This window comes from Dietzia sp. oral taxon 368 (assembly GCF_002999155.1).
Taxonomy (GTDB): domain Bacteria; phylum Actinomycetota; class Actinomycetes; order Mycobacteriales; family Mycobacteriaceae; genus Dietzia; species Dietzia cinnamea.
In genome coordinates this window covers 2185211-2208493 of the sequence record NZ_CP027238.1, presented here as the reverse complement: position 1 = coordinate 2208493, position 23283 = coordinate 2185211, and the positions used below count along the sequence as shown (strand labels likewise).

At 71.7% G+C, this 23283-nt stretch carries 22 protein-coding genes; 7 read left to right on the top strand and 15 right to left on the bottom strand.

The window, feature by feature from the left end:
* Positions 1-924, bottom strand: a complete 924-nt coding sequence (locus C3V38_RS10315; RefSeq protein ID WP_061914060.1) for a sucrase ferredoxin — start codon at positions 922-924, stop codon at positions 1-3.
* Positions 925-1010: 86 nt separating this feature from the next.
* On the opposite strand from C3V38_RS10315, the gene C3V38_RS10310 reads away from it, so the two are divergent.
* Positions 1011-1652 (top strand): hypothetical protein, encoded by a 642-nt coding sequence (locus C3V38_RS10310; RefSeq protein WP_061913990.1) that lies wholly within the window; start codon positions 1011-1013, stop codon positions 1650-1652.
* A gap of 50 nt (positions 1653-1702) precedes the next feature.
* Here C3V38_RS10310 and C3V38_RS10305 read toward each other — a convergent pair whose 3' ends face one another.
* On the bottom strand, positions 1703-3355 hold the full coding sequence (locus C3V38_RS10305; RefSeq protein WP_061914056.1) for a DNA polymerase Y family protein: 1653 nt from the start codon (positions 3353-3355) through the stop codon (positions 1703-1705).
* The gene (locus C3V38_RS10300) at positions 3352-4212 is read right to left on the bottom strand and encodes a hypothetical protein (protein ID WP_232302989.1); all 861 of its coding nucleotides are present in this window, start codon (positions 4210-4212) and stop codon (positions 3352-3354) included. The genes C3V38_RS10305 and C3V38_RS10300 overlap by 4 nt, the downstream gene beginning before the upstream one ends.
* A gap of 196 nt (positions 4213-4408) precedes the next feature.
* On the opposite strand from C3V38_RS10300, the gene C3V38_RS10295 reads away from it, so the two are divergent.
* A complete protein-coding gene (locus tag C3V38_RS10295) occupies positions 4409-5362 on the top strand; it encodes an L-lactate dehydrogenase (RefSeq protein WP_061913989.1) in 954 nt (317 codons plus the stop codon).
* A gap of 2 nt (positions 5363-5364) precedes the next feature.
* On the opposite strand, the gene C3V38_RS17625 is transcribed toward C3V38_RS10295, so the two are convergent.
* Positions 5365-5511: a hypothetical protein gene (locus C3V38_RS17625; protein WP_007630246.1), complete on the bottom strand. Its 147-nt coding sequence runs from the start codon at positions 5509-5511 to the stop codon at positions 5365-5367.
* Positions 5512-5635: 124 nt separating this feature from the next.
* Here C3V38_RS17625 and C3V38_RS10290 point away from each other — a divergent pair, with 124 nt between their 5' ends.
* Positions 5636-6025, top strand: coding sequence for a DUF6157 family protein (locus C3V38_RS10290; RefSeq protein ID WP_061914053.1), 390 nt, complete (start codon positions 5636-5638; stop codon positions 6023-6025).
* Here C3V38_RS10290 and C3V38_RS10285 read toward each other — a convergent pair.
* The 3 genes from C3V38_RS10285 to C3V38_RS10275 are packed head-to-tail and all read right to left on the bottom strand — an operon-like array spanning position 6022 to position 8661.
* On the bottom strand, positions 6022-6642 hold the full coding sequence (locus C3V38_RS10285; protein ID WP_061913988.1) for a GDSL-type esterase/lipase family protein: 621 nt from the start codon (positions 6640-6642) through the stop codon (positions 6022-6024). The genes C3V38_RS10290 and C3V38_RS10285 overlap by 4 nt on opposite strands.
* Positions 6643-6682: 40 nt before the next feature.
* Positions 6683-7402: a response regulator transcription factor gene (locus C3V38_RS10280; RefSeq protein ID WP_061913987.1), complete on the bottom strand. Its 720-nt coding sequence runs from the start codon at positions 7400-7402 to the stop codon at positions 6683-6685.
* Entirely contained in the window at positions 7399-8661 is a 1263-nt protein-coding gene (locus tag C3V38_RS10275) for an ATP-binding protein (protein WP_083324426.1), read from the bottom strand. Before C3V38_RS10275 ends, C3V38_RS10280 begins: the two co-directional genes overlap by 4 nt.
* 122 nt (positions 8662-8783) lie before the next feature.
* Between C3V38_RS10275 and C3V38_RS10270 the strand changes: the two genes are divergently transcribed.
* Positions 8784-10061, top strand: a complete 1278-nt coding sequence (locus tag C3V38_RS10270; protein WP_061913985.1) for a PspC domain-containing protein — start codon at positions 8784-8786, stop codon at positions 10059-10061.
* 41 nt (positions 10062-10102) lie between these two features.
* Positions 10103-10429: a hypothetical protein gene (locus C3V38_RS10265; protein WP_106385729.1), complete on the top strand. Its 327-nt coding sequence runs from the start codon at positions 10103-10105 to the stop codon at positions 10427-10429.
* A 237-nt stretch (positions 10430-10666) separates the two neighbouring features.
* Here C3V38_RS10265 and guaA read toward each other — a convergent pair whose 3' ends face one another.
* Positions 10667-12271, bottom strand: coding sequence for a glutamine-hydrolyzing GMP synthase (gene guaA, locus C3V38_RS10260; RefSeq protein ID WP_269747521.1), 1605 nt, complete (start codon positions 12269-12271; stop codon positions 10667-10669).
* A 124-nt stretch (positions 12272-12395) separates the two neighbouring features.
* On the opposite strand from guaA, the gene C3V38_RS10255 reads away from it, so the two are divergent.
* On the top strand, positions 12396-13871 hold the full coding sequence (locus tag C3V38_RS10255; RefSeq protein ID WP_106385728.1) for a wax ester/triacylglycerol synthase family O-acyltransferase: 1476 nt from the start codon (positions 12396-12398) through the stop codon (positions 13869-13871).
* Here the strand turns inward: C3V38_RS10255 and C3V38_RS10250 are convergent.
* The 3 genes from C3V38_RS10250 to guaB form a co-directional block, all read right to left on the bottom strand.
* Complete coding sequence (locus C3V38_RS10250) at positions 13843-15630, bottom strand: GMC family oxidoreductase (RefSeq protein WP_106386455.1); 1788 nt, start codon at positions 15628-15630, stop codon at positions 13843-13845. The two genes, C3V38_RS10255 and C3V38_RS10250, sit on opposite strands and share 29 nt — an antisense overlap.
* 186 nt (positions 15631-15816) lie before the next feature.
* On the bottom strand, positions 15817-16956 hold the full coding sequence (locus C3V38_RS10245) for a GuaB3 family IMP dehydrogenase-related protein (protein ID WP_063935669.1): 1140 nt from the start codon (positions 16954-16956) through the stop codon (positions 15817-15819).
* Between the two features lie 6 nt (positions 16957-16962).
* On the bottom strand, positions 16963-18498 hold the full coding sequence (gene guaB, locus C3V38_RS10240) for an IMP dehydrogenase (protein WP_061913977.1): 1536 nt from the start codon (positions 18496-18498) through the stop codon (positions 16963-16965).
* 114 nt (positions 18499-18612) lie between these two features.
* On the opposite strand from guaB, the gene C3V38_RS10235 reads away from it, so the two are divergent.
* Positions 18613-19035, top strand: a complete 423-nt coding sequence (locus tag C3V38_RS10235) for a DUF5319 domain-containing protein (RefSeq protein WP_043568413.1) — start codon at positions 18613-18615, stop codon at positions 19033-19035.
* Positions 19036-19146: 111 nt separating this feature from the next.
* Here the strand turns inward: C3V38_RS10235 and C3V38_RS10230 are convergent, their stop codons facing one another.
* From C3V38_RS10230 to groES, 4 genes are all read right to left on the bottom strand, one after another.
* Entirely contained in the window at positions 19147-20172 is a 1026-nt protein-coding gene (locus C3V38_RS10230) for a hypothetical protein (RefSeq protein ID WP_083324387.1), read from the bottom strand.
* Positions 20169-20750 carry a sigma-70 family RNA polymerase sigma factor gene (locus C3V38_RS10225; protein ID WP_061913973.1) on the bottom strand — a complete coding sequence of 194 codons (582 nt, stop codon included), beginning with the start codon at positions 20748-20750 and terminating at the stop codon, positions 20169-20171. The genes C3V38_RS10230 and C3V38_RS10225 overlap by 4 nt, the downstream gene beginning before the upstream one ends.
* Before the next feature lie 274 nt (positions 20751-21024).
* Entirely contained in the window at positions 21025-22647 is a 1623-nt protein-coding gene (gene groL / locus C3V38_RS10220; protein WP_061913970.1) for a chaperonin GroEL, read from the bottom strand.
* Between the two features lie 123 nt (positions 22648-22770).
* Positions 22771-23058: a co-chaperone GroES gene (gene groES / locus C3V38_RS10215; protein WP_061913968.1), complete on the bottom strand. Its 288-nt coding sequence runs from the start codon at positions 23056-23058 to the stop codon at positions 22771-22773.
* Positions 23059-23283 lie beyond the last annotated feature (225 nt).

Genomic DNA, 23283 nt, shown 5'->3' with positions numbered 1-23283 from the left:
TCAGAGCCGGGTGAGGGACTCCACGACCCATGCGGAGGCCTTGCCCGGTGGTTTGCGGCAGCTCTGCGCGCGGGGCGGGAGCGGGCGCGTACCGGTCTCGACGCGCCAGGCGCGGCCGTCTGTGTGCTGTACGACGGCCACGTGCGGGTCGTCCGGGTCGATGTCGACGACGAGGTCGTCGATCCCCGCCTCCACGCCGGAGTCGCGGACGGCGACCTCCGCGACCTGCCCGGCCGGCGGCCACGTGCTGCGCCCCCGCAGGTGCTCGGTGACGACCCGGCCGTCCAGTTCGGCCTCGACGATGCGGACCGCGAGGTCGGTCTCCGCGGGCCCGTAGGTGTACCCGGTCCCGGGCAGCAGCAGGACCGGGGCGAAGCGGTGTCCGCCGGTGTGGGAGCACTCCCACACCGCGGAGTCCTGATCGAGCGAGGACAGACGGTCCCCGAGACGGGACTCGAGTCCGGCCACAACCGGGCGGCCCCGGACGGCGCAGCACTGATCGCGCTTGGCGTGAGTACAGACGAGGACCACGGGCCCCTCGACCTCACGGGCGCCTTCCACGTGTCCACCGGGTGAGAGATCGAGGTCGAGTATGTCCGCGGGTCGGTCGACGCGGCCGACCCTGATACTCCGTCGACCGGGCCGCGTGTCACAGAGGTAGAAGCGGTGCCGGTCGATGCGTTGACCCTCGCGGCCGGGTCGCCTGATGAACAACATGCGGGACCCGCAGTCGGAGACGTGCTTCTTGAGGCGCTCGGAGAGCTCGTCGCCCAGCGCCTCCCCGTCGAAGATGTCGCGCCCCCATCGCGCGGGGACCTCCAACAACACCCACGACTCCTCGTGGGCAGCGGTGCCGGCCGGCGGTTCGTCGGCCGACTGGAGCGAACACCAGGCGGGGACTGGGGCGGGATCGATGACTGACACGCCCCCATGGTGCCCCACCATGCGAAGTGGTGTAACTGTAGCCACCTTGTGGGACAAAAGTGATTAGAGGGATTTAGGGTGGGGCCATGCGTACCCGACACCGCCGCTTCGTCGCGGCCGCCGCACTGACCGCCGCCGCGTCCCTGGCAGTGGTGGGGTGCGGGACCGACACCTCGACCGACGCCCCCGCCACGAGCCAGACGACCACCGCCGGCTCCTCGCCGGCCGCCCTGGCGCAGAACCTGTCCCCGGAGGAGACCGAGGCCGCCGACCCCACGGCCGGTCCGGCGGACTCCGCTCCCAAGAGCGAGACCCCGGATGCCGCCGCAGGGCGCGCCGAGCTGGTCGTGTCCGAGATCCGGATGGGCGACTACCAGGGCAAGGACCGCGTGGTCTTCGAACTCGACGGGCGCGGCGTCCCGAACTACTCCGTGGACTATGTGGACGCCCCCGCCCAGCAGGGCAGCGGCTTCCCCGTGGAGGTACAGGGCGACTCGTTCCTCCAGGTGATGATCGGAGGCCAGGTCCTGCCGACCGAGACCGGCCTGGAGGAGGTCCCGGTGGGCACCGTGACGGGTGACGACGCCACCGGGGTGGCCGGCGTGGCGTTCGCGGGACAGTTCGAGGGACAGGCGCAGGCGGTGATCGGCCTCGAGGGCACCGATCGTGCCTTCTCCGCCTTCCTCCTGCAGAACCCGACCCGTCTGGTGGTGGACATCGAGCGCTGATCGCGCCCCCGAGTCGGGCACGGCTGACCGGGGCGTGAGCGGCCGGATCATCATTCGTAGACTCCCTCGACCGTCCAGTTCTCCGACCCGTCCCCGAGTACGCCGCAGAGCAGCAACGCGGCCGCACGCTCGGGGACGACCTGCATGCGGGCCCGGGGCCGGCGGGGTTCCCCGTCGGACGTGGGCTCCCACCAGGCCTCGTCGATCGGCCACGGCCGCGACCACCCGAGCAGCGCACAGCTGCGACCGCCTACCTCGATGGCGGCGGGTCGCGCACTGAGCAGACCGCGTGAGGTGACCCCGACGGCTGCCCCCTCCACGCTGCGCAGCACGACTCCCCCGGCGAGCGGGACCCGCGCCACGACGGCGGCCCCCGGGTCACCGTTCTCGCGGATCTCGAGCCGGTAGCCGGGTCCGGGCCACACCACCGACGGCGAGGGCGCGGGCAGCGCACCCGGCCACGGACCGCGGGCGGCGGGCTCGGCCGGGGCGTCCCCGTATGGCAGGCAGCGCACCCGGTCGGCCGGGCCGCGGCCACCCACCTCCACCGGCACCCGGACGGCCTCGGGTCCGAGCAGTCCCTGGACGCGCACGAGCGCGCGGTGGACGCGGGCCTCCGCGAGCCCGGCCTCGCCCCACAGCCCCTCCTGGACGCGGCCTGCGGGGACGACCTCCACCGGTTCCAGGGCGAGGGCGGTGACCGCGCCCCCGGCCCCGCCGGCGATCGCGGTGCCGGTGAGCCAGCCCTCGAGTTGCCAACGCAGCCGGTCAGCGGTGCCCTCCGGGGTGAGCGGCGACGAGCACCGCCACACCCGGTTGACCTCCGTACCACCCTCGACCCGGGCCGTGATGGACAGCCGCAGACACGAGACCCCGGCCGCGGCGAGCACGGCGTGCAGTTCCCCCGCCAGCCGCCGGCCGAGGAACGCCGCCTCGTCGACCCGCTCCAGGGGCGGATCGCACCGGTGCTCGACCGCCGAGCCCGTGGGCACCGCGGTCACCGACGGCGGGCGCCACGGGACCGCGCGGGCGATCCGGTGCGCCACCGACCCGGCCTCGCCGAAACGGGTGGCCACGTCCCGCGGCGGGAGGGCGGCGAAGTCGCCCAGCGTCCGCACTCCGAGGCGGTGAAGGAGTCCGACCAGCTCCGACAGCACCTCAGGACCCCCCAGCGCGGGTTCCACCACGAGCGCCTCCACGGGCAGACCCGCCAGATAGTCCGCGTCCCCGCCCGGCTCCAACAGCGCCGAGCCACGGGCGCCGAGCACGGCCGTGGGCAGTTCGTCGGCGAGTCCCACCTGGCACTCCACCCCCGCCGCGGCCACCGCGTCGACCACACGGGTGACGACCTGCTCGACCCCGCCGTGGAAACGCAGCGCGCCGGCCGCGGAGAACACGAACAGGCCGGGTCTCAGCACCTCGATCCCCGGGACGACGGCGTCGAGCGCCTGCACCACGGGCTCGAACCACGTGGCGTCCCGCGCCGGGTCCGCGGCGACCACCACGAGCTCCGGGCAACGGAACTGGGCCTCGCGCCGACGCAGCCCGCGACGCACCCCCACCGCACGGGCGACGGCGTTGCACGCCAGCACCCCGCGGGGCCCGATCACCGCCAACGGCAGGTGGAGACCGTGCCCCTCGGCCCGGGCCGCCGCGACCGCCGGCCAGTCCGGGCACCACACCGCCATGACCCGGGCGCTCATCCCGCCGCCACCCATTCCGCGGTCCGGGCGGGTGCGGCCCGTCCGGAGCAGCGCACCACGGTGGAGACCGAGGCCAGCCGGCCCCTGCCCGCACCCAGACCGCCGTAACGGCAGTGCCGCCCCGCCAGCGTCAGCTCCGCGCCGGGCCAACCCGGGCCCACCAGGAGCACCGCGCCCGCGGCCCGCACCCGACCGCCGAGCACCCGTGCCCGCGACGGGGCGACGGCCGCGACCGCCGGACCGAGCAGCACCAGGTCCAGCCCGTCGAGCAGGACCGACACGACCGCCGCCGGATCCGGGCCGGGATCGGGCACGAGCGCCAGACAGTCCAACCGACCGCCCTGTTCCGCCACGGCCGCCACCCCGAGCTCGGGCCATCCCACGACCGCGCACCGGGCGCCGGACGCCGTGGCCGCGGCCAACAGGCCGACCCGTAGGGTGGCGCTGCCGGAGACCGCCGTGACGCGCCCCGCGGGCAGCACCCCGCCCGGCACCAGATGCGCCACGGACTCCGGCACGGCCACCCCGGGCACGGCCACGGCGGGCGCCGCGGGCGGGCGGGTGACGGGAGCGGAGGCGGCGACGCCGGTGGCGGCGGACGCCACAGGGTCGGGACCGGCGAGGACGGGGGCGACGTCCCCGGGGCCCTCCGGATGGACGGGGGCCGCGGGCGGGACCGACGAGCGCGGCGGCGCGGCGGGAGCCGGCGGGCGCGGAGCCGCGGGCGCGGTGGACCGCGCGGACGCGGGCGGGCCCCCGCCCGGCATCGCGGCCAGGCGGCGTCGCAGTTCCGCGACCCGGTCCGCCGTGTCGAGGTCGGCCATATCGGCAACAGCAGCAGCGTCCACTACCATCATCAGAACCTCCCGCCATGCGCGACACGCCGTCGAGCACGTAATCGAACTATTTTTCGATCACGTGAACAGTGAACACCACGGGTACGACACCGCGCAAGAACACCTGTTCGAGACGGGTTCTCCTCGTCGTCGTCACCCCGGTTGTCCACCGCGACTCCACCCGCCCTGTCGTACCGAAGGCCTACCATCGGTGACCATGAAGGCCTCCATCGGGAACCGCATCGTGCTCATCGGCGCCGGCGACGTCGGCGTCGCCTACGCCTACGCGCTGGTCAACCAGGGCCTGGCCGACCATCTGGCCATCATCGACATCGACCGCGACAAACTCGTGGGCGAGGTCATGGACCTCAACCACGGCGTCGTGTGGGCGCCCTCCCCCACCCTCGTCACCGAGGGCACCTACGCCGACTGCACTGACGCCACCATGGTGGTGATCTGCGCCGGCGCCGCCCAGAAGCCCGGGGAGACCCGGCTCGACCTGGTCGGCAAGAACATGGGGCTGTTCGAGCGGATCGTCGGCGACGTCATGGCGACCGGCTTCGACGGCATCCTGCTGGTGGCCACCAACCCTGTCGATATCCTCGCCCAGGCCACCTGGCGCTTCTCCGGGCTGCCGTCAGCGCAGGTGATCGGGTCCGGGACGATCCTCGACTCCGCCCGGTTCCGGTTCATGCTGGGCGAGTACTACGGCGTCGCCCCGATGAGCGTGCACGCCTCGATCATCGGCGAACACGGCGACACCGAACTGCCGGTGCTCTCCTCCGCCAACGTCTCCGGGGTGCCGCTGCGCCGCGACCTGGAAGGCGACCCCGCCAAGCGGGAGCGGCTCGCACAGATCTTCACCGAGACCCGGGACGCCGCCTACCGGATCATCGACTCGAAGGGCTCCACCAGCTACGGCATCGGCATGGGCCTGGCCCGCATCACCCGCGCCGTGCTGCGCAACGAACAGGTCTCCCTACCCGTGTCCACCCTGCTGCGGGGCGAGTACGGCGAGGACGGGATCTTCATCGGGGTGCCCGCCGTGATCGGACGGACCGGCGTGCACCGGGTGGTGGAGCTGGAGCTCGACACCACCGAGCGCGAACAGCTCGCCCGCAGCGCGAGCGCGCTGCGGGCGGTGTCCGAACAGTTCGAAATCCTGAGATGAGCTCAGGGAGCCCCGGGGGGATCGCTGGCCGGGAAGGACTCGTCGCCCCACTCGTCGGCGAGGTCGTCCTTCGAATCCGGACGGTTATCCCTCTCGTCCTTCTCGTCGGACTTGTCGTCGTTGTGGTCAGAGTTCTGCGGGTTGGACATGCAACAATCTCCTCCCGCCGTACCGGGCGTACGGCGGGACTCACGTTACCGGACACCCCGTCCGGCACGACCGCACAGCACCGCACGGCGCCGGATGCCGGGCGACGAGGGCCGGAGGCTCGCCATGCACACCACCAACTACACCGACACGCTCATCCTGCCCGCGCCCGACACCCGGGCGGAGTCCGCGACCGCCCCGCCCTCCGGGAAGGGCACGGTCGCCGAACTGCAGTACGAGCGGCTCGCGGACACGGACTACACGTGGACGAGCGACGACCTGCTGTTCGACGTGCACTGCGCGCGCAAGGGGATCCCGGAGAGCGACCGGGCCGCCGAACGCGAGCGGTTCTTCGGTAAGGGCCAGCCCTGCCTGCGTACCTCTCCTCTGGCCAAGACCTACGGCTGGGCCCTGCACTTCGACGCCGACGGGCGGATCGCGCTGCTACCCATGGACTCGCCCCGCGTGGCCGCTAGCGACCCGGTGCCACGTCTGGCAGCCCGGCTCGACGGCTAGTAGCCGGGTTCGGCGTCGGGAAGCGCGCCCAGCCACGCGAGCACAGGGCCGGCGACGACGTCCGCGAACTGCTCGTACCCGCCGGGGCCGGGATGCGCCCCGTCTCCGGCGGCGACCTCGCGCATCCACGCTCCACCCGTCAACAACACGTCGAACATCGGCACGAACGGCACGCGGGCCTCGTCGCACACCGCGGCCATCGCCTCGGCGCGGGCGGCGATCCGCTCGTTGACCTCGTCCCACACGACCGGCGGCGGACCCACCACGAGGAACCGTCCGCGGGGAGCCCGGTCAATCATCCCGCGCAGCGCCGTGACCGTGCCCGCCTCGTCGACGCGCACCTCCCCCTCGACCTCCATGACGTCGTTGACGCCGAACTCCGCGATCACCGCGGTGGTCGGGAACGCCGCCCGCCGACGGTCCACCTCGTCCCAGCGGGCCAGGATCATCTCGGACGTGTCCCCGCCGATCCCCGCGACGGTGGCATGCAGGTTCAGCCCCTCGCGGGCACCTGCCTCCACCAGATGCGCGGTCCAGCCGCGGCCCGTCTCGTCGCCGTACCCGGCCACGAACGAATCACCGATGAAGCAGACGGGCAGATCACGCGGTTCGCTCATACCGTCACGGTATCGCCCGCCCGGCGGTGGCGGCGGGGGCTCAGTCCAGGTGCCGCGACTGCGCCCAGCGGGTCAGCGCGTGGCGGTTGGACTGCTGGGTCTTGCGCAGCACGTTCGAGGCGTGGGTCTCCACGGTCTTGACCGAGATGAACAGCTCCTCGGCGATCTCCCGGTAGGTGTAGCCGCGGGCGAGCAGCCGCAGGACCTCCTTCTCGCGCGGGGTGAGCGAGTCGACCTCGGGATCGTGGACGGGTTCGCCACGCTCCTCGGGTCCGGGTGCGGCGCGGGCGAACGCGTCCAACACGAATCCGGCCAGGCGCGGGGAGAACACGGCGTCCCCGTCTGCCACTCGGCGGACGGCCTCGGCGAGGTCGTCACCGGTGATGGTCTTGGTGACGTAGCCGCGGGCGCCGGCGCGGATCACGGCGATCACGTCCTCGGCGGCATCGGAGACACTCAGCGCGAGGAAGGTCGGCTCCGGTGCGCGGGCGGGATCGGCGACCCCGCCCGGATCCGATCCTAACACCGACCGCAGGACGGCCACGCCGCCGCCGTCGGGCATGTGCACGTCGAGCAGCACCACGTCGGGGCGCACGCGCGCGATGCCCGCGATGGCCTCGGCCACGGACCCGGCCTCGCCGACCACCTCGATCGACGACTGGCCGGCGAGCTCGGCGCGGACGCCGCTGCGGAACACCGCGTGGTCGTCCACGAGGAAGACCCGGCTCACCCCGGTCGCGGTCCCCGACCCGTCCGTCATTCGCCCTCCAGCGGCATCTCGATCCCGATCTCGGTCCCGCGTCCGAGCGTACTGCGCACGCGCACGGTGCCCCCGCGACTCTCCACGCGGTGGCGAATGGACTGCGCGAGACCGTGGCGGTCGCCGTCGACGGCGTCGGGGTCGAAGCCCCGGCCGCGGTCGCGGACGAACGCACTGAGGGTGCGTCCGTCGTTCTCCACGAACACGTCGGCGGTGTCGACCCCTGCGTGCTTGGCGACGTTGACCAGGGCCTCGCGGACAGCGCCCAGCACGGCGTCCTCGGCGTCGCCGACCGGGCCGTCACCGCCCACGACGACCTGGTCGACACGCAGGCCGTAGACGTCCTCGACGTCGCCGATCATCACCTCGACCGCCCCGGCCACGGTCGCGGCGCCGGAGGACATCCGGGAGCCGGCGCCGAACAGCCACTGCCGCAGTTCGCGTTCCTGTCGGCGGGCGAGGCGCGCCACCTGCGCGGGGTCGTCGGAGCGCTTCTGGATGAGGGCCAGGGTCTGCAGGACGGAGTCGTGCAGGTGGGAGGCGATGTCACTGCGCTCGGCCTCGCGGATCCGCGCCGCGCGTTCCTCCTCCAGCGACCGCCACAGGCGCAGGCCCACGGGAACGCTGAGGAGCCCCACGCCGACGAGGGTCGCCACGACCGCCAGGAGGGACGACCGGAGGGCGGCGAGCTCGACCTGGCCGAGCACGACAACAGCGAGGCCGACGACGACGAGGGTGGCCCCTGCCGTGACCCTGGCCCAGTCGAAGACGGAGCGGGGAGACCCTCTTCCGCCGCCGTCGTACTGCTGCCAGACCAGCCCGGCACCCAGGGCCACGATCACGACGGGCACGATGACGTGCAGTCCCGTCGCGGTGGTCACCATGAACGACAACACCGAACCCACGACCCCCAGGACGGCCAGCGCCACGCCGCGTCTGCGCTCGCGGTGCTCCGTAGCCGCCGACCCCGAGAACGCGGGATTCGACGAGGTGAACGCCCACAAGGCCGCGTAGAGCGCCACCCCGGCGCCGGACAGCGTGGCCAGCAGGACCATCACCACCCGGACATACGTGACCCGCACGCCCAGGTGCCCGGCCAGCCCCGTGCACACCCCGGAGACCACGGCCCCGTCCGGCACGCGGGACAGCCGCGGGTACCAGCGGAAGCCGACCGGCTGCGCGACGGGCGGACGCGACGCCGTGCCGGGGGCCGGAACAAGGCCCGGGCCTGTCGCACGGACGGTCGCGTTCTCACTCATATCCGCCATCGTCACAGATCCGCCCCGGGGTCGCATCGGGGTCCGACCCCGAGATTCCGGGGGTGCGGATCTCAGGGTCGGTCCCCGATGTGCCGGACCCGCCGGCCGAGCACGATGGGGGCATGTCCAACACCAGCACCCACGACGTCCCGTCAGAGCTCCGCTCCCTATGGCGGACACGGCCCGTCCGGACCCCGGACGACTCACGGATCGCCGGTGTCTGCGGAGGCTTCGGCCGACGCTACGGCGTCGATCCCGTCCTGATCCGCATCGCCTTCGTGATCGCCGCGCTCTGGGGCGGCGCCGGGGTGTTCCTCTACGCCTTGCTCTGGCTCGTCCTGCGGGCCGCCGGCGACGAGGTGTCCAAGGGGGAGGCGCTCCTCGGGAAGGGCCGGGCGTCGGGATCCAGGACGACATCGGTGCTCCTCGTCGTCGTCGCCCTCATCAGCGCCCCCACCTTCGGTGGTTCCGGAGGCACCTTCCTCGTGGGCGCCGGGTTCCTCATGGCGGCCGCGATGCTCGCCGGGTGGTACGGCTTGCACCGCCGCACCCCGACCCCGCCCGCGGGGTGGGCGGAGGTCTCCTCCGTGCGGCCCGCACCCACGCACGACTTCGGCGGCGCGGCGACCCGCCCCAGCCCCTGGCGCGCGCCGGGGACGGCTCCGGACCCCGGCGTCGGCGCGGGTGCACCCTACGGCCCGGCCTCCCACGGCCAGCCCGTCTACGGCCCGCCCGCCCCGCCCGCGTGGGACCCGCTCGGCGCGGCGCCCTTCGCGTGGGACCTGCCCGACCCCGCGGACGCACCCCGCCCCGATCCCGAGCCGGCCGCGCCGCGCTCGCGCCTGACCAAGGTCACCCTCGGGCTCGCGCTCATCGCCACGGCCGTCGCGATCGGCCTGTCCACCCTGGGCGGGATCACCTGGCTCGACTCCACGCGGATCGCGGCGATCGCCCTCGCCGTGGTGGCGGGCGGTCTGGTGGTGGGGGCGTTCACCCGACGCGGCCACGGGCTGCTCGTGGTGGCCGGCCCGCTCGTCGGGTTCGTCCTGCTGGCCTCGCTCGTCCAGCCCCACCTGCCGGAGGGTGCCTGGGAGGGCACCGGTGACCTGCGCGTCGACATCACCGAGCCCACACAGCTCGACACCCCGGTCGTCCACGAGCTGGGATCCGTGACGGTCGACCTGCGTGAGCTGGACCTCGACCGCGACCGCGATTTCAGCGTCCGCAACGACCTCGGCGGGGTACGCGTCCTGCTGCCCGAGGACCTCGCCGTGGACCTGAGCTGTCACGCCGACCTCGGGTCCGTCGACTGCCCGGACCCGACGCCCGGCGAGGCGTCCGGCCCCGTTCTCACGCTGGACGTGACCACCGGCGCCGGATCGATCACGGTGACGCGATGAGCGACCGGCCCACCCGACCGCACCCCGACAGGAGCACCGACATGACCAGCCCAGGCCACACCTCCGACACCGGCTTCCGCCCCGACCAGCCGCTGCACGACCCACTCCCCTACGGCGATGGGTTCGCCACCCCCGAGCCGCTCGGATTCGGAGTCGCCCCCGAACCAGTCCCGCCCGCGGCCGGTGCCGTCGAGGTGGCCCAGCATCGCCGGGGTGGCTCGCCGGTCCTCGCCGTGGCGGGCCTGGCCTCGCTGGGCGTCGCGGTGTGGGCGATCCTCGGCGCGCCGGTGATCACCCCGACGCTGCTGCTGGCCGCCGGGCTCGTCCTGGCCGTGCTCATGGGACTGATGATGGTCCTGCGGCGCTGACCGCGTCGAAGGCCCATTCCGCGCCCGCCACGTACGCCACCTCCTGGCTCGGTGGTCTCGCGCCCGCATGAGTGCTCGCGACCCACCGACAGCCGCTCCTCGGCCTGGCGTCTCGCGCGCACTTCGGGGTGGGCGAGACGCCATCGCGGAGAGCGGATGCGAAACAAAGGCGGGCAGGCGCGAGGGCGAGACGCCATCGCGAGGAGCGGCTGCGCGGCTCGGCTCAGCGGGTGGTGCTCACTCCCACTCGATGGTCCCCGGCGGCTTGCTGGTCACGTCCAACACGACCCGGTTGACGTCCGGCACCTCGTTGGTGATGCGGTTGGAGATCAGCGCGAGCGTCTCGTACGGCACGCGCGTCCAGTCGGCCGTCATCGCGTCCTCGGAACTCACCGGACGCAGTACGATCGGGTGACCGTAGGTGCGGCCGTCGCCCTGCACGCCCACCGAACGCACGTCGGCGAGCAGCACCACGGGGCACTGCCACACCGAGGCGTCCAGTCCCGCGGCCGTCATCTCCTCGCGCACGATCGCGTCCGCCGCCCGCAGCGTGGCCAACCGGTCACGGTCCACCGCGCCGACGATGCGGATCGCCAGACCGGGCCCCGGGAACGGGTGGCGGCTGACGATCGCCTCGGGCAGGCCGAGCGCACGGCCCACCGCACGCACCTCGTCCTTGAACAACAACCGCAGCGGCTCGACGAGCGTGAACTCCACGTCATCCGGAAGACCGCCCACGTTGTGGTGGCTCTTGATGTTGGCGGTACCCGACCCGCCACCGGACTCCACGACGTCCGGGTACAGCGTGCCCTGGACGAGAAAGTCAACCGACCCGCCGTCCTCGCCCTGGAGCTCGAGCGCCTGCGTCACCGCCCGCTCGAAGGACCGGATGAACTCGCGGCCGATGATCTTGCGCTTGGTCTCCGGATCGGTCACCCCGTCGAGGTGCCCCAGGAAGACGTCGGAGTCGTCCAGCGTGATGAGACGGGCGCCCGTGGCGGCGACGAAATCGTTCTCCACCTGCTCGCGCTCGCCCGCACGCAGCAGACCGTGGTCGACGAACACACACGTGAGGCGATCACCGATCGCCCGCTGCACCAGCGCCGCGGCGACCGCCGAGTCGACGCCACCGGACAGGCCGCAGATCGCGCGCCCGTCACCGACCTGCTCGCGGATCGCCTCGACCAGCTGATCGGCGATGTTCGCCGCCGTCCACGTGGGCTCGAGACCCGCGACGTCGGTGAGGAAGCGGCTCAGCACCTGCTGCCCGTGCGGCGAGTGCAACACCTCCGGGTGGTACTGCACACCCGCCATCCGGCGCTCCGGGCACTCGAACGCCGCCACCGGGGCGCCCGGCGAGGACGCGGTGACCTCGAAGCCGTCCGGGGCGGCGGTGACAGCGTCCCCGTGGCTCATCCACACCGGATGGTGCTCCGGCAGGCCCGCGTGCAGCACGCCACCCGAGACGGAGACATCGGTCCGCCCGTACTCGCGGTTCCCGGTGTGCGCGACCTCGCCGCCCAACGCACCGGCCATCGCCTGGAAGCCGTAGCAGATGCCGAACACCGGCAGCCCCAACTCGAACACCGCCGGGTCGATCGACGGCGCGTCCTCCGAGTAGACACTGGCCGGCCCACCCGACAGCACCAGCGCGACCGGGTCCTTCTCGCGGATCTCCTCCACGGACGCGGTGTGCGGGATCACCTCGGAGTAGATGCGCGCCTCGCGCACCCGCCGCGCGATGAGCTGCGCGTACTGGGCACCGAAGTCCACGACGAGGACGGGACGGGGCGCCACCGCCTCGGCGGTGTTCTGGGAATCGGTCTGTGCGTTCTCGGCCACGCGCCCGAGTCTAGGCCCCACGGCCCGTCCGCCGAACTCCACCACATCCCCCGCACCGGGGTTCACAATGAACTCCCACCACGACCCCGGCCCGGCGACGGGCTCACAGAGCGCGAGGGCACCCATGGAACGGATGACCGGGTTCGACGCGAGCCTGCTGTACCTCGAGACCGCCCAGCAGCCCCTCGTCGTGGGGGCGGTCCTGTTCATCGATGTGTCCGGCCTCGAGGTCGAGTACTCCTTCGACCGACTCCGCACCGAACTCGGCCGCCGGATCAAGGAACTCCCCGAGCTGCGGCGCAAGATCTACGACTCCCCGCTCAACCTGGGCCACCCCGCCTGGGTCGAGGAGTACGACCTCGACGTGTCCGCCCACGTCCGCCGCGTCGACGTCGATGAACCGGGCGACGAACGCGCCGTGTTCGAGATGTGCGGCACCCTCGGCAGCCGCCCGCTCCACCGCACCCGCCCCCTGTGGGAGATGTGGATCCTCGAGCACCTCGCCGAACCCGACACCGTCGCCGTCTTCTTCCGCGCCCACCACGCCGTCCTCGACGGGGCACACGGCGCCGACATCCTGCTCAAGCTCAGCCGGGCCGGACGACCCGCCTCACCCCGCGACCTCGACATGGTGCGCGTCGAGGCCGGCAGCGCCAACCCCATCCGGCTCCTCGCCGGCGGTCTGTGGGACTTCACCGTACGACGCCCGCTGACCCTGGCACGGCTCATCCCCGAGGTCCTGACCCTGCCCCTCGCACTGCACTCACCCCCGTCGCCGGCGGCCCCCGCCGAGTCCGCCCCCGACGACGACCGCTCGCAGGACGGGAACGAGGACCTCGTCGTCGTCCCCGGAGCCGCGCCGTTCACCGCACCGCGCACCCGGTTCAACGCCACGATCACCCCCCACCGCGCCGTGTGGGGCACCTCCCTCGACCTCGATGAGATCACCGAGGTCAAGGACGCCTTCGGCGTCACCGTCAACGACGTCTACCTCACCGTCGTGGGCGGCGGACTCCGCCGATACCTCCGCGCCCACGACGACCTGCCCGACCCACCGCTCATCGCAGTGGTGCCCGTCTCCACCCGCGACGCCGACGGCACAAACGGCAACAACCGCGTCACCGTCCTGTTCGCGTCCCTCGGCACCGACATCGCCGACCCCCTGGAACGCCTCCGCGCCATCTCCGCCCGCACCGGCCGGGGCAAGAAGCAGACCAGGAACAGGATGCGACCCGACCTCATCCAGGACGTCGCCGAACTCGCCCCCGCCACCACACTGCAGGTGCTCATGCGGATCTACGGCGACTTCCGCCTCGCGGACCTGCACCCCGTCGTGCACAACCTGGTGGTCTCCAACATCCCCGGCCCCGACGAGGAACTCGACTTCCTCGGCGGACGGGTCACCCGCATGTATCCGCTCGGACCGCTCATGCACGGCTCCGGACTGTCCGTCACCGCCATGTCCGTCGACGGCCAGCTCGACGTGGGCATCAACGCCTGCGAGCACCTCGTCCCCGACCCCGACCTGGTCGCCTCCGGGATCCGCGAGGCCATGGACCGCCTGCTCGAGCTCACCCGCGAGCAGGCACCCCGCCGCTAGAGACCTCGACGATCGGCAGTCGCAGCGCCCCCGGCGCGTCCTCGGGCACCACCGGGCGCACCGGCTTCACCGGGGACAGGCGACGGTAGGCCTCCCCCTGCGCCGGCCGCGGGTCCGCCTCGCCCTTGTTGGGCCACAGCGACATCGCCCGCTCCGCCTGGGCGGTGATGCTCAGCGCCGGGTTGACGCCGAGGTTCGCCGAGATCGCCGAACCGTCCACGATGTGCATCGTCGGGTAGTTCCACACCCGGTGGTACGGATCCACGACGCCCGTCTCCGGCGAATCCGAGATCACGCAGCCGCCGAGGAAGTGCGCCGTGAGCGGGATGTTGGCGATCTCCCCCCACGTGCCCCCGGCCAGCCCGCCGATCTCCTCGGCGATCTTGCGCGTCGCCTCGTTGCCTGCCGGGATCCACGTCGGGTTGGGCTCGCCGTGGCCCTGCTTGCTGGTGACGTAGCGGAACGGTCCGAAGCGCTTGACGTAGGTCTGCAGCGAGTTGTCCAGGTTCTGCATGACCAGCGCGATCACCGAACGCTGGCTCCAGCGGCGCAGGTTGAACAGCTGCAGGAAGACCTTCGGGTCGCGCCGGACCTCGTTGATGAGGACGCGCCACCGCGGGAGCGGGCCGTCACCGTCCGTGAGGAGGGTCTGCAGGATGGCGATGGCGTTGGAACCCTTGCCGTAGCGGACCGGTTCGATGTGGGTGTCGGGCCGGGGATGGAACGACGACGTGATGGCCACGCCCTCGGAGAAGTCCTGCTCCGGCTTGTAGTTCGGGCGCATCGCCCCGAGGATCGCCTCCGAGTTGGTGCGGGTCAGCCTGCCGAGGGCGTCCGAGAGCCGGGGCAGCGAGCCCGAGTCCTTGGCGTAGTGGAGCAGGTGCTGCGTCCCCCAGGTGCCGGCGGCCACGACGACCTGCTGAGCGGTCGTGGTCGTGGTGCGCTTGCCGAGCCTGGTCCATGCGCCGGTCCGCTCGAGCGTGACCTCCCACGACCCGTCGGCGCGCTCGCGCAGATCGCTGACCGTCGTGCGGTCCAGGATCCGGGCACCCGCGCGCTCAGCCAGGGCGAGGTAGTTCTTCATGAGCGTGTTCTTGGCGTTGTGGCGGCACCCCGTCATGCACTCACCGCACTCGATGCACGCGTTGCGGTCCGGGCCGACCCCACCGAAGTACGGATCCGGCACCCTCTCGCCGGGCTTGCCCTTGCCGCCGGTCTTCTCGCCGAAGAACACGCCGACCGGGGTGTAGACGAAGGTGTCCTCCGCGCCCATGTCGCGGGCGACCTTCTTCATGACCTCGTCCGAGTGGGTGTGCGTCGGGTTGGTGACCACGCCGAGCATGCGGCGGCCCTGGTCGTAGAACGGCGTGAGTTCCTCCTCCCAGTCCGTGATGTGGCCCCACTGGCGGTCCTTGAAGAACTGGCCGGTCGGCTTGTAGAGCGTGTTGGCGTAGTTGAGCGAGCCGCCCCCCACGCCCGCGCCGGCGAGGATCATCACGTCGCGCATCATGTGAACGCGCTGGATGCCGAACAGCTTGAGCTTGGGCGCCCACACGTACTTGTGGAGACGCCACGACGTCTTGGGCAGGTCGGCGTCCTCGAACCGGCGGCCGGCCTCGACCACCGTGACGCGGTAGCCCTTCTCCGTGAGCCTCAGGGCCGTCACGCTGCCGCCGAAGCCTGATCCGATCACGAGGACATCGGTGTCCGTCGCCGCGGAGGGGGCGTGAGGCGGGGTCGACTGCGTGTGTGACGTCATGATGCAACTCCCGAGGTGGTCGATGTTGTGGGTCACAGTACCCGAGCACAGCTAACTTACTCGACAGTAGCCCGCGGTTTGTCCAGAGGTCGGCTGTTGGAAGCGAAGCCGGCCGGGGCGCCCACCGGAATGGCCGCGCACCCGGGCCCTGGCGGGCTTCCGGGTGCGCGGGCTGGAGGCGAGGGATCAGGGACGGACGGACAGGTCCACCTTCTGGAAACCCTTGACGTCGGAGTATCCACACTTGGCCATGGCACGCCGCAGGGCACCCATGAGGTTGCGGGTGCCGTCGGGGACGCTTGTCGGCCCCTCGAGAACCTCGGCGAGCGGCGCCAGGGCGGTCTCGTCCCCCACCTCGGCGACATGCCCCCGCGGGACCTTGGGGTGCGCGGAGACCGAGTTCCAGTAGACCCCGCGGCCCGGGGCCTCGAGCGCGCCCGCCAGCAGCGGACCCAGCACGACCGCGTCCGCGCCGCACGCGACCGCGCGGGCGATGTCACCCGACGTGTAGATGTCACCGTCGGCCAGCACGTGCACGTAGCGACCGCCGGTCTCGTCCAGGTAGTCACGGCGGGCCGCGGCCGCATCGGCGATCGCGGTGGCCATGTGGACCTCCATGCCGAGCACCGGCCCGGTGGTGGTGACGCCGTCGGCGCCGCCGTAGCCCACGATCACCCCGGCGGCACCGGTGCGCATGAGATGTAGGGCGGTCTTGTAGTCGACGACGCCACCGGCGATCACCGGCACGTCGAGCCCGCCGATGAAGTCTTTGAGGTTGAGCGGGGCGTCCTCGCCGCTGACGTGCTCGGCCGAGATGATGGTGCCCTGCACGATCAGCAGGTCGATCCCGGCCGCGACCAGACCCGGCGTGAGTTCGCGCGCGTGCTGCGGCGAGACCCGCACGGCCACGGTGGCGCCCTCGTCGCGGATACGCTGCACCGACGCGGCGAGCAGCTCGCGGTCGATCGGCGCACGGTGCAACTCCTGCAGGCGGGCGACCGCACGATGCCCGGTCACGTCCTCCAGGGCGAGCTCACGCAGCTCGTCGATTGCCGACTCGGGGTCGGCGTGACGGGCCCAGAGACCTTCTCCGTTGAGCACGGCGAGACCGCCGAGCTTGGAGAACTCGACGGCCGAGGACGGGGACACCACCGCGTCCGTCGGATGCGTCATCACGGGAATGTCCATCTGGTAGGCGTCGATCTGCCAGGAGGTCGACACCTCCTTGGAGCTCCTGGTCCGGCGGGACGGGACGATGTCCACCTCGCCGAGCCCGTACATCCGACGGGCCTCGCGGCCCAGGCCGATCTCCACGACGTTGCGCACGCGCCCTCAGTCCTTGACGTTGTAGTTGGGGGCCTCGACGGTCATCTGGATCGCGTGCGGGTGGCTCTCCCTCAACCCCGCAGCCGTGATCTGGACGAACTGGGCGTCGTTCATCTCCGGGATGGTCGCCGACCCCGTGTAGCCCATGCCCGCGCGGAGACCGCCGGCAAGTTGGTGGAGGACCTGCGCGACGTCGCCCCGGTACGGGACACGCCCCTCGATGCCCTCGGGGACCAGTTTCTCCTCGGAGAGCACATCGTCCTGGAAGTAGCGGTCCTTGGAGAACGACTTCTCATCGCCCGGCTTGCCGCGCCCGCGCATCGCTCCCAGCGAGCCCATGCCGCGGTACACCTTGTACTGCTTACCGTCCACGAAGATCAGCTCGCCCGGGGATTCGGTGCAGCCCGCCAGCAGCGAGCCGAACATACAGGACGACGCACCGGCGGCGATCGCCTTGGCCACGTCCCCGGAGTACTGCATCCCGCCGTCGGCGATCACCGGGACACCGGCCGCCTTCGCGGCCACCGAGGCCTCGAGGATCGCCGTGATCTGGGGCGCACCCACGCCCGCCACGACGCGGGTGGTGCAGATGGAGCCGGGACCGATGCCGACCTTGATGGCGTCCGCTCCCGCGTCGATCATCGCTTGGGCTGCACCGCGGGTGGCGAGGTTGCCGCCGATGACCTGGACGCGGTCGCCGAGTTCACGCTTGACGCGGGCCACCATGTCGAGGGCGTTGCGGTTGTGGGCGTGCGCGGTGTCGACGACCAGCGCGTCGACACCGGCGTCGGTGAGGGCGCCGGCGCGTTGCCACGCGTCCTCGCCGGTGCCGATCGCGGCGGCCACCCGGAGGCGTCCGTCGGAGTCCTTGGTGGCGTTCGGGTGCTGCTCGGTCTTGACGAAGTCCTTGACCGTGATGAGGCCGGTCAGACGCCCGTCCCCGTCCACGATCGGCAGCTTCTCGATCTTATGACGACGCAACAGCCCCAGCGCGGCCTCGGCGGTCACGCCCTCGCGCGCGACCACGAGGGGCGCACGGGTCATGACCTCGTCGACCCTCCGCGACTTGTCCATCTCGAAGCGCATGTCGCGGTTGGTGATGATGCCCACCAACTCGCCGCGCTCGTCGGTCACCGGCAGGCCGGAGATGCGGTAGCGGGCGCACATCTCGTCGACCTCGGCCAGGCTGTCGCCCGGGGCGCACGTGACCGGGTCGGTGACCATCCCGGCCTCGGACCGCTTGACCGTCTCGACCTGCGCGGCTTGGTCACCCACGGACAGGTTGCGGTGCAGGACACCGATACCGCCCTGTCGAGCCATGGCGATGGCCATGCGCGCCTCGGTGACGGTGTCCATCGCCGAGGAGATCAGGGGTACCCGGAGGGTTATCTCCCGGGTCAGTCGCGTGCTGGTGTCGACCTCGCTGGGGACCACCTCGGACGCGGCCGGGAGGAGGAGAACGTCGTCGAACGTCAGGCCCACCATCGCGACCTTGGTCGGGTCGTCGCCGCCGGTGCGTACGGGGCCTTGCGACTCGCTCATCTGCCGTCCTCCTGGGGGGGTCGTCTCGGTGCTGCTTCCGAGGATAGTGGTTACCGGGCCCGCGGCTCGAACCGTCGGCCCCGTGAGACCGTGGTCACGGGTACGGTGGAGGGCGTGAACGATCCCCTACGGCACGGAATGCCGCCCGACCCGTTCGCCGGCGATCCGGATGACCCGGCCGCGGAGCTGGCCGGGCTGGACCCCATCGACGACGGGGTGCCCTCGGGCCCCCTCGACGCCGATGAGCGACGCGCGATCGAGGAGGACCTGGCGGACCTCGCGGAATTCCGTCGACTGCTGGCCCCGATCGGGGTCAAGGGTGTCGCGGTGCAGTGCGAGGACTGCGCGGAGGAGCACTACCACGAGTGGGACATGCTGCGCGCCAACCTCATGCAGTTGCTCGACGACGGTTCGTTGCTGCCCCACGAGCCCGCCTTCGACCCCATCCCCGATGATTACGTCACCTGGGAGTACTGCCGCGGTTACGCGGACGCTGTCCGCGCGATGCGCCCCCGCCGGCTGAACTGGCGTCGCTGACCCGGATAGGGACAGAAGAGCCGATCCCCGCCTCCCGTGACCGGTAGGCGGGGTCGGTTCGTTCGGCGTGCGAAACGTGGAAACCCCTCGGCCACGCGGGGCCGCCGCCGATCAGTTGGTGGGCCGGGTCGACTCCGGCGACTGCTGGGACGACGACGGGGGCTGCTGGGTCGGGGTGGGCACCTGGGTCACAGTGGTGCGGGACGGTGACGGTTGCACGCCCAGCTGGTCCTCCCCCACGTCCCCGTTCGGACGGCCCGTGGTGGGCGCCAGGAAATCCTGGATCCGCTGCGTGTCGATCGGGATCTGAAGCGTCGTGGAGATGCGCAGACCGTCGAGCGGCAGCGGGATGACCGGCATGCCGGGGGGCGGCGGGGGGATCAGGTTGGACGGCAGCGGCACCGGGACACCCGGAACCAGCGTCGCCGCGCCCGGTGCGGGGGCGGGAGCCGGATTCGGGGCGGGTGCCGGCGCGGGCGACGGCACCGTGCTCGGGGTCACGCGGCTGAGATCGCGCTTGATGGCGTCCCTGCGCTTCATGAGTTCCACACGCTCCGAGGCGTCCGAGACCTCGTCGAGCCGCTCGCTCACCTCGTGGAGAAGGCGTTCGGCCTCGCCCCGGTCGCCCTCGCGGGCGGCGAGGTCGGCGGCGGAGAGGAACTCTGTGAGGTCGTTGACCAACTCGACGTCTCCGGCGCGGTCGGAGAAGATCGTCTTGGACACACCCCAGAGCGGGTCGCCGGGCATCGCGCTGTGCGCGGCGACGGACAGGCCACCGACGATCACGGCGGTCACGGCCGCGGCCCCGGTCACCGCCTGCCAGAGCGCGGGACGCCTGCCGTGATGGTGATCTCCCGAGGAAACCCCCCCGCGCCGGGGCCACAGCCGCGACACGTTCGGTGCGAGAGCGACCTCGATCTGCTCGTCGCTCGGGAGCGCGGGAAGCTCCGCGGAACCGGTCTCGGCACGCCAGTCGGCGAACAGTGCCAGGAGCGGATCGTCCCCCTCGGGGCGCTCTCCGCGTCCGAGGGCGTCGAGGAGCTCGTCGTCACGGTCGACCCCGAGGGGGTCCACCTCGTGCTCGTCGAGCGAGGCGTCGTCGTCCCGGGCGCCGGGGTCGACATCGTCGTCGTTCATCGCCATCGCTCCTCTCCGTCCTGTTCGATTCTCGCGCGGAGCTGCTTCATCGCCCGGTGCTGAGCGACGCGCACGGCTCCGGCCGTGCTGTCGACGATCTCCGCCGTCTCCTCCGCGGAGAGTCCGACCACGACACGCAGTCGGATGATCTCCCGTTGCTTCTCGGGCAGGGTGTCGAGAAGGCGGCTCATAGCTCTCGACACCTCGCCGTCGAGGACGTGGTCCTCCGGCCCCGTGTCGGTCGAGAGCACCTCGGGGAGGTACTCCACGGGATCGGACTTGTTCCGCGCGGCGCCACGATGGGCGTCCGCGACCTTGTGAGCCGCGATCCCGTACACGAAGGCCATGAAGGGACGTCCCTGATCCCGGTATCCCGGCAGTGCCGAGAGCACCGCGATCAGCACCTCCTGGGCGACATCGTCAGCAGACAGGTTGGCCCTCTCCGAGCCTCCGACGCGGGAGCGGCAGTACCGCACCACACCGGGTCGCACGAGCTCCAGCACACGCGCTGCAGAGGCGCGGTCACCCTTGACCGCGTCGGCGACGGCGAGTTCCAACTCGTCTGCTGTACCTGTCATCGGATTCGGAGGGCCACGCGTTACACGGATGTGTTACGGGGCCAGGCCTTTCTCTCGGGGCGCGACACGGGTCGCGACGGGTCCCACGCCCGGGCCCGGGGGCGGCCGGCGCGGCTCGCGCTCAGAATAGGCGCGTGACCGGAGTGTCGGGGGAGTACTGCTGAGCGCCCAGCGTAACCCTTGCCGGCGAAGCGGGACCACACGACCGGCCCGTGACACCGGACGGGCCCCGCCCCCGCCGGAGCGGGGAACGGGGCCCGTGAGCCGGTCGCGATCAGTGGGAGTGACCGGCGTGCGAGTGCGCGTCGGCGCTCTTCTCCTCGGGCTTCTCGACGATCGCGGTCTCGGTGGTGAGGACCATGCGAGCCACCGAGCAGGCGTTGACGACGGCGGAGGAGGTGACCTTCACCGGGTCGATGATCCCGGCGGAGACCAAGTCGCCGTACTCGCCCGTCGCGGCGTTGAAACCGTCCCGCGGGCCGAGGTCCGAGACCTTGCTGACGACGACGGAACCGTCCTCGCCGGCGTTGGCGGCGATCCAGAACAGCGGGGCGGACAGCGCCTTGCGGACCACGGTCACGCCGACCTTCTCATCGGCGTCGGCGGTGTCCTCGGCGAGCCGATCGAGTGCGGCGGCCGCCTGCACGAGCACGGAGCCACCACCGGCGACGATGCCCTCCTCCACGGCGGCCTTGGCCGAGTTGACGGCGTCCTCGACGCGGAGCTTCCGCTCGGTCAGCTCCGTTTCGGTGGCCGCGCCGACGCGGATCACGGCGACGCCACCGGCGAGTTTGGCGATCCGCTCCTCGAGCTTCTCGCGGTCCCAGTCGGAGTCGGTGGCCTCGGCCTCGCGGCGCAGCTGGGCCACGCGGGCGTCGACGTCGGCCTGGTCGCCGGCGCCGTCGACGATGATCGTCTCGTCCTTGGACACGGTCACCCGGCGGGCCTGCCCGAGCACCTCCAGTCCGCACTCGGACAGCTTCATGCCGAGGTCCGGGCTCACGACCTGACCCTTGGTGACGATTGCGAGGTCCTCCTGGAAGGCCTTGCGGCGATCACCGAAGTACGGGGCCTTGATGGCGACGACCTTGAGCGTCTTGCGGATCGAGTTGACCACCAGGGTCGACAGCGCCTCGCCGTCGACGTCCTCAGCGACGATCAGAAGCGGCTTGCCGGTCTCGGCGACCTTCTCGAGCAGCGGGAGCAGGTCCGGCAGGGAGCTGATCTTCTCGCGGTGGAGCAGGACCAGGACGTCCTCGTAAATGGCCTTCTGCTCGTCCGGGTCCGTGACGAAGTACGGGGAGAGGAAGCCCTTGTCGAAGGCGATGCCCTCGGTCACGGCCACCTCGGTGTGCAGCCCTTGCGACTCCTCGACGGAGACCACGCCGTTGACGCCGACGGCGTCCATGGCCTCGGCGACCATACGGCCGATCTCGGGGTCACGCGAGGACACGGTCGCGACCTGCGCGACGGCTTCGGAGCCGGAGACGGGCGTCGCGGCCGAGCGGAGGAACTCCACGACGGCGGAGGCGGCCTTCTCGATCCCCTTGCCCATCGCCATAGGGTTGGAGCCGGCCGCGACGTTACGCAGCCCCTCGCGGATAAGGGCCTGGGCGAGCACGGTGGCGGTGGTGGTGCCGTCGCCGGCGACGTCGTTGGTCTTGGTGGCAACGCTCTTGACGAGCTGCGCCCCGAGGTTCGCGAACGGCTCGGCGAGCTCGATCTCACGGGCGATGGAGACGCCGTCATTGGTGACGGTGGGGCCGCCGAACGCCTTGGCGAGCACGACGTGGCGGCCCTTGGGGCCGAGCGTGACCTTGACGGTGTCGGCGAGCTCGTCGACACCGGCGAGCATGCCCTTGCGGGCCTCCTCGTCGAACGCGATCAACTTGGACATTGATGGAACTCCTGGAGGGAAGTGGGTGGTCGGGTCGATACGGTGTCGCGGCGTGAGACACCTCCGCCCCGGTGGTGCCTGGCAGTCGCCGGCGCCGCCGGGGCGGGGTTGACGCAGCTCACGTCAGTCGATGACCGCGAGGACGTCGCGCGAGGAGAGGATCAGGTACTCCTTGCCCTCGTACTTGATCTCAGTGCCGCCGTACTTCGAGTAGATGACCTTGTCCCCCTTCTTGATGTCCATGGGGATGCGGTCGCCGTCCTCATCGAAGCGGCCCTCGCCGACCGCGACGACGGTGCCCTCCTGGGGCTTCTCCTTGGCGGTGTCCGGGATGACGAGGCCGGACGCCGTGGTAGTCTCGGCCTCGAGGGCCTCGACGAGAATCTTGTCCTCAAGCGGCTTGATCGCCACGATGATCCTCCCGTATGGGGTGTGGCCGCCCGGGTCTCGGGCGGCTCGGAGTGTGGTTCGAAGATCCGGGACACCGTGGGCGTCCCGTGGTTTCCGTACGACCCGGCCCGCCGCGTGCGCCGTCGCGGGTGACGCCCTCGGTGCACCGTGTCTATTGGCACTCTACACAGGCGAGTGCCAGCACTCAAGGAAACCGCGTGCAGGCTCATCCCGTTGCGGATCCCC

What these genes read in the sequence shown, in the direction of transcription:
- C3V38_RS10310 (WP_061913990.1), top strand. Translation starts at nt 1,011, where the DNA reads ATGCGTACCCGACACCGCCGCTTCGTCGCGGCCGCCGCACTGACCGCC.
- C3V38_RS10305 (WP_061914056.1), bottom strand. Translation starts at nt 3,355, where the DNA reads ATGAGCGCCCGGGTCATGGCGGTGTGGTGCCCGGACTGGCCGGCGGTC.
- C3V38_RS10300 (WP_232302989.1), bottom strand. Translation starts at nt 4,212, where the DNA reads ATGATGGTAGTGGACGCTGCTGCTGTTGCCGATATGGCCGACCTCGAC.
- C3V38_RS10295 (WP_061913989.1), top strand. Translation starts at nt 4,409, where the DNA reads ATGAAGGCCTCCATCGGGAACCGCATCGTGCTCATCGGCGCCGGCGAC.
- C3V38_RS17625 (WP_007630246.1), bottom strand. Translation starts at nt 5,511, where the DNA reads ATGTCCAACCCGCAGAACTCTGACCACAACGACGACAAGTCCGACGAG.
- C3V38_RS10290 (WP_061914053.1), top strand. Translation starts at nt 5,636, where the DNA reads ATGCACACCACCAACTACACCGACACGCTCATCCTGCCCGCGCCCGAC.
- C3V38_RS10285 (WP_061913988.1), bottom strand. Translation starts at nt 6,642, where the DNA reads ATGAGCGAACCGCGTGATCTGCCCGTCTGCTTCATCGGTGATTCGTTC.
- C3V38_RS10280 (WP_061913987.1), bottom strand. Translation starts at nt 7,402, where the DNA reads ATGACGGACGGGTCGGGGACCGCGACCGGGGTGAGCCGGGTCTTCCTC.
- C3V38_RS10275 (WP_083324426.1), bottom strand. Translation starts at nt 8,661, where the DNA reads ATGAGTGAGAACGCGACCGTCCGTGCGACAGGCCCGGGCCTTGTTCCG.
- C3V38_RS10270 (WP_061913985.1), top strand. Translation starts at nt 8,784, where the DNA reads ATGTCCAACACCAGCACCCACGACGTCCCGTCAGAGCTCCGCTCCCTA.
- C3V38_RS10265 (WP_106385729.1), top strand. Translation starts at nt 10,103, where the DNA reads ATGACCAGCCCAGGCCACACCTCCGACACCGGCTTCCGCCCCGACCAG.
- C3V38_RS10255 (WP_106385728.1), top strand. Translation starts at nt 12,396, where the DNA reads ATGGAACGGATGACCGGGTTCGACGCGAGCCTGCTGTACCTCGAGACC.
- C3V38_RS10250 (WP_106386455.1), bottom strand. Translation starts at nt 15,630, where the DNA reads ATGACGTCACACACGCAGTCGACCCCGCCTCACGCCCCCTCCGCGGCG.
- guaB (WP_061913977.1), bottom strand. Translation starts at nt 18,498, where the DNA reads ATGAGCGAGTCGCAAGGCCCCGTACGCACCGGCGGCGACGACCCGACC.
- C3V38_RS10230 (WP_083324387.1), bottom strand. Translation starts at nt 20,172, where the DNA reads ATGAACGACGACGATGTCGACCCCGGCGCCCGGGACGACGACGCCTCG.
- C3V38_RS10225 (WP_061913973.1), bottom strand. Translation starts at nt 20,750, where the DNA reads ATGACAGGTACAGCAGACGAGTTGGAACTCGCCGTCGCCGACGCGGTC.
- groL (WP_061913970.1), bottom strand. Translation starts at nt 22,647, where the DNA reads ATGTCCAAGTTGATCGCGTTCGACGAGGAGGCCCGCAAGGGCATGCTC.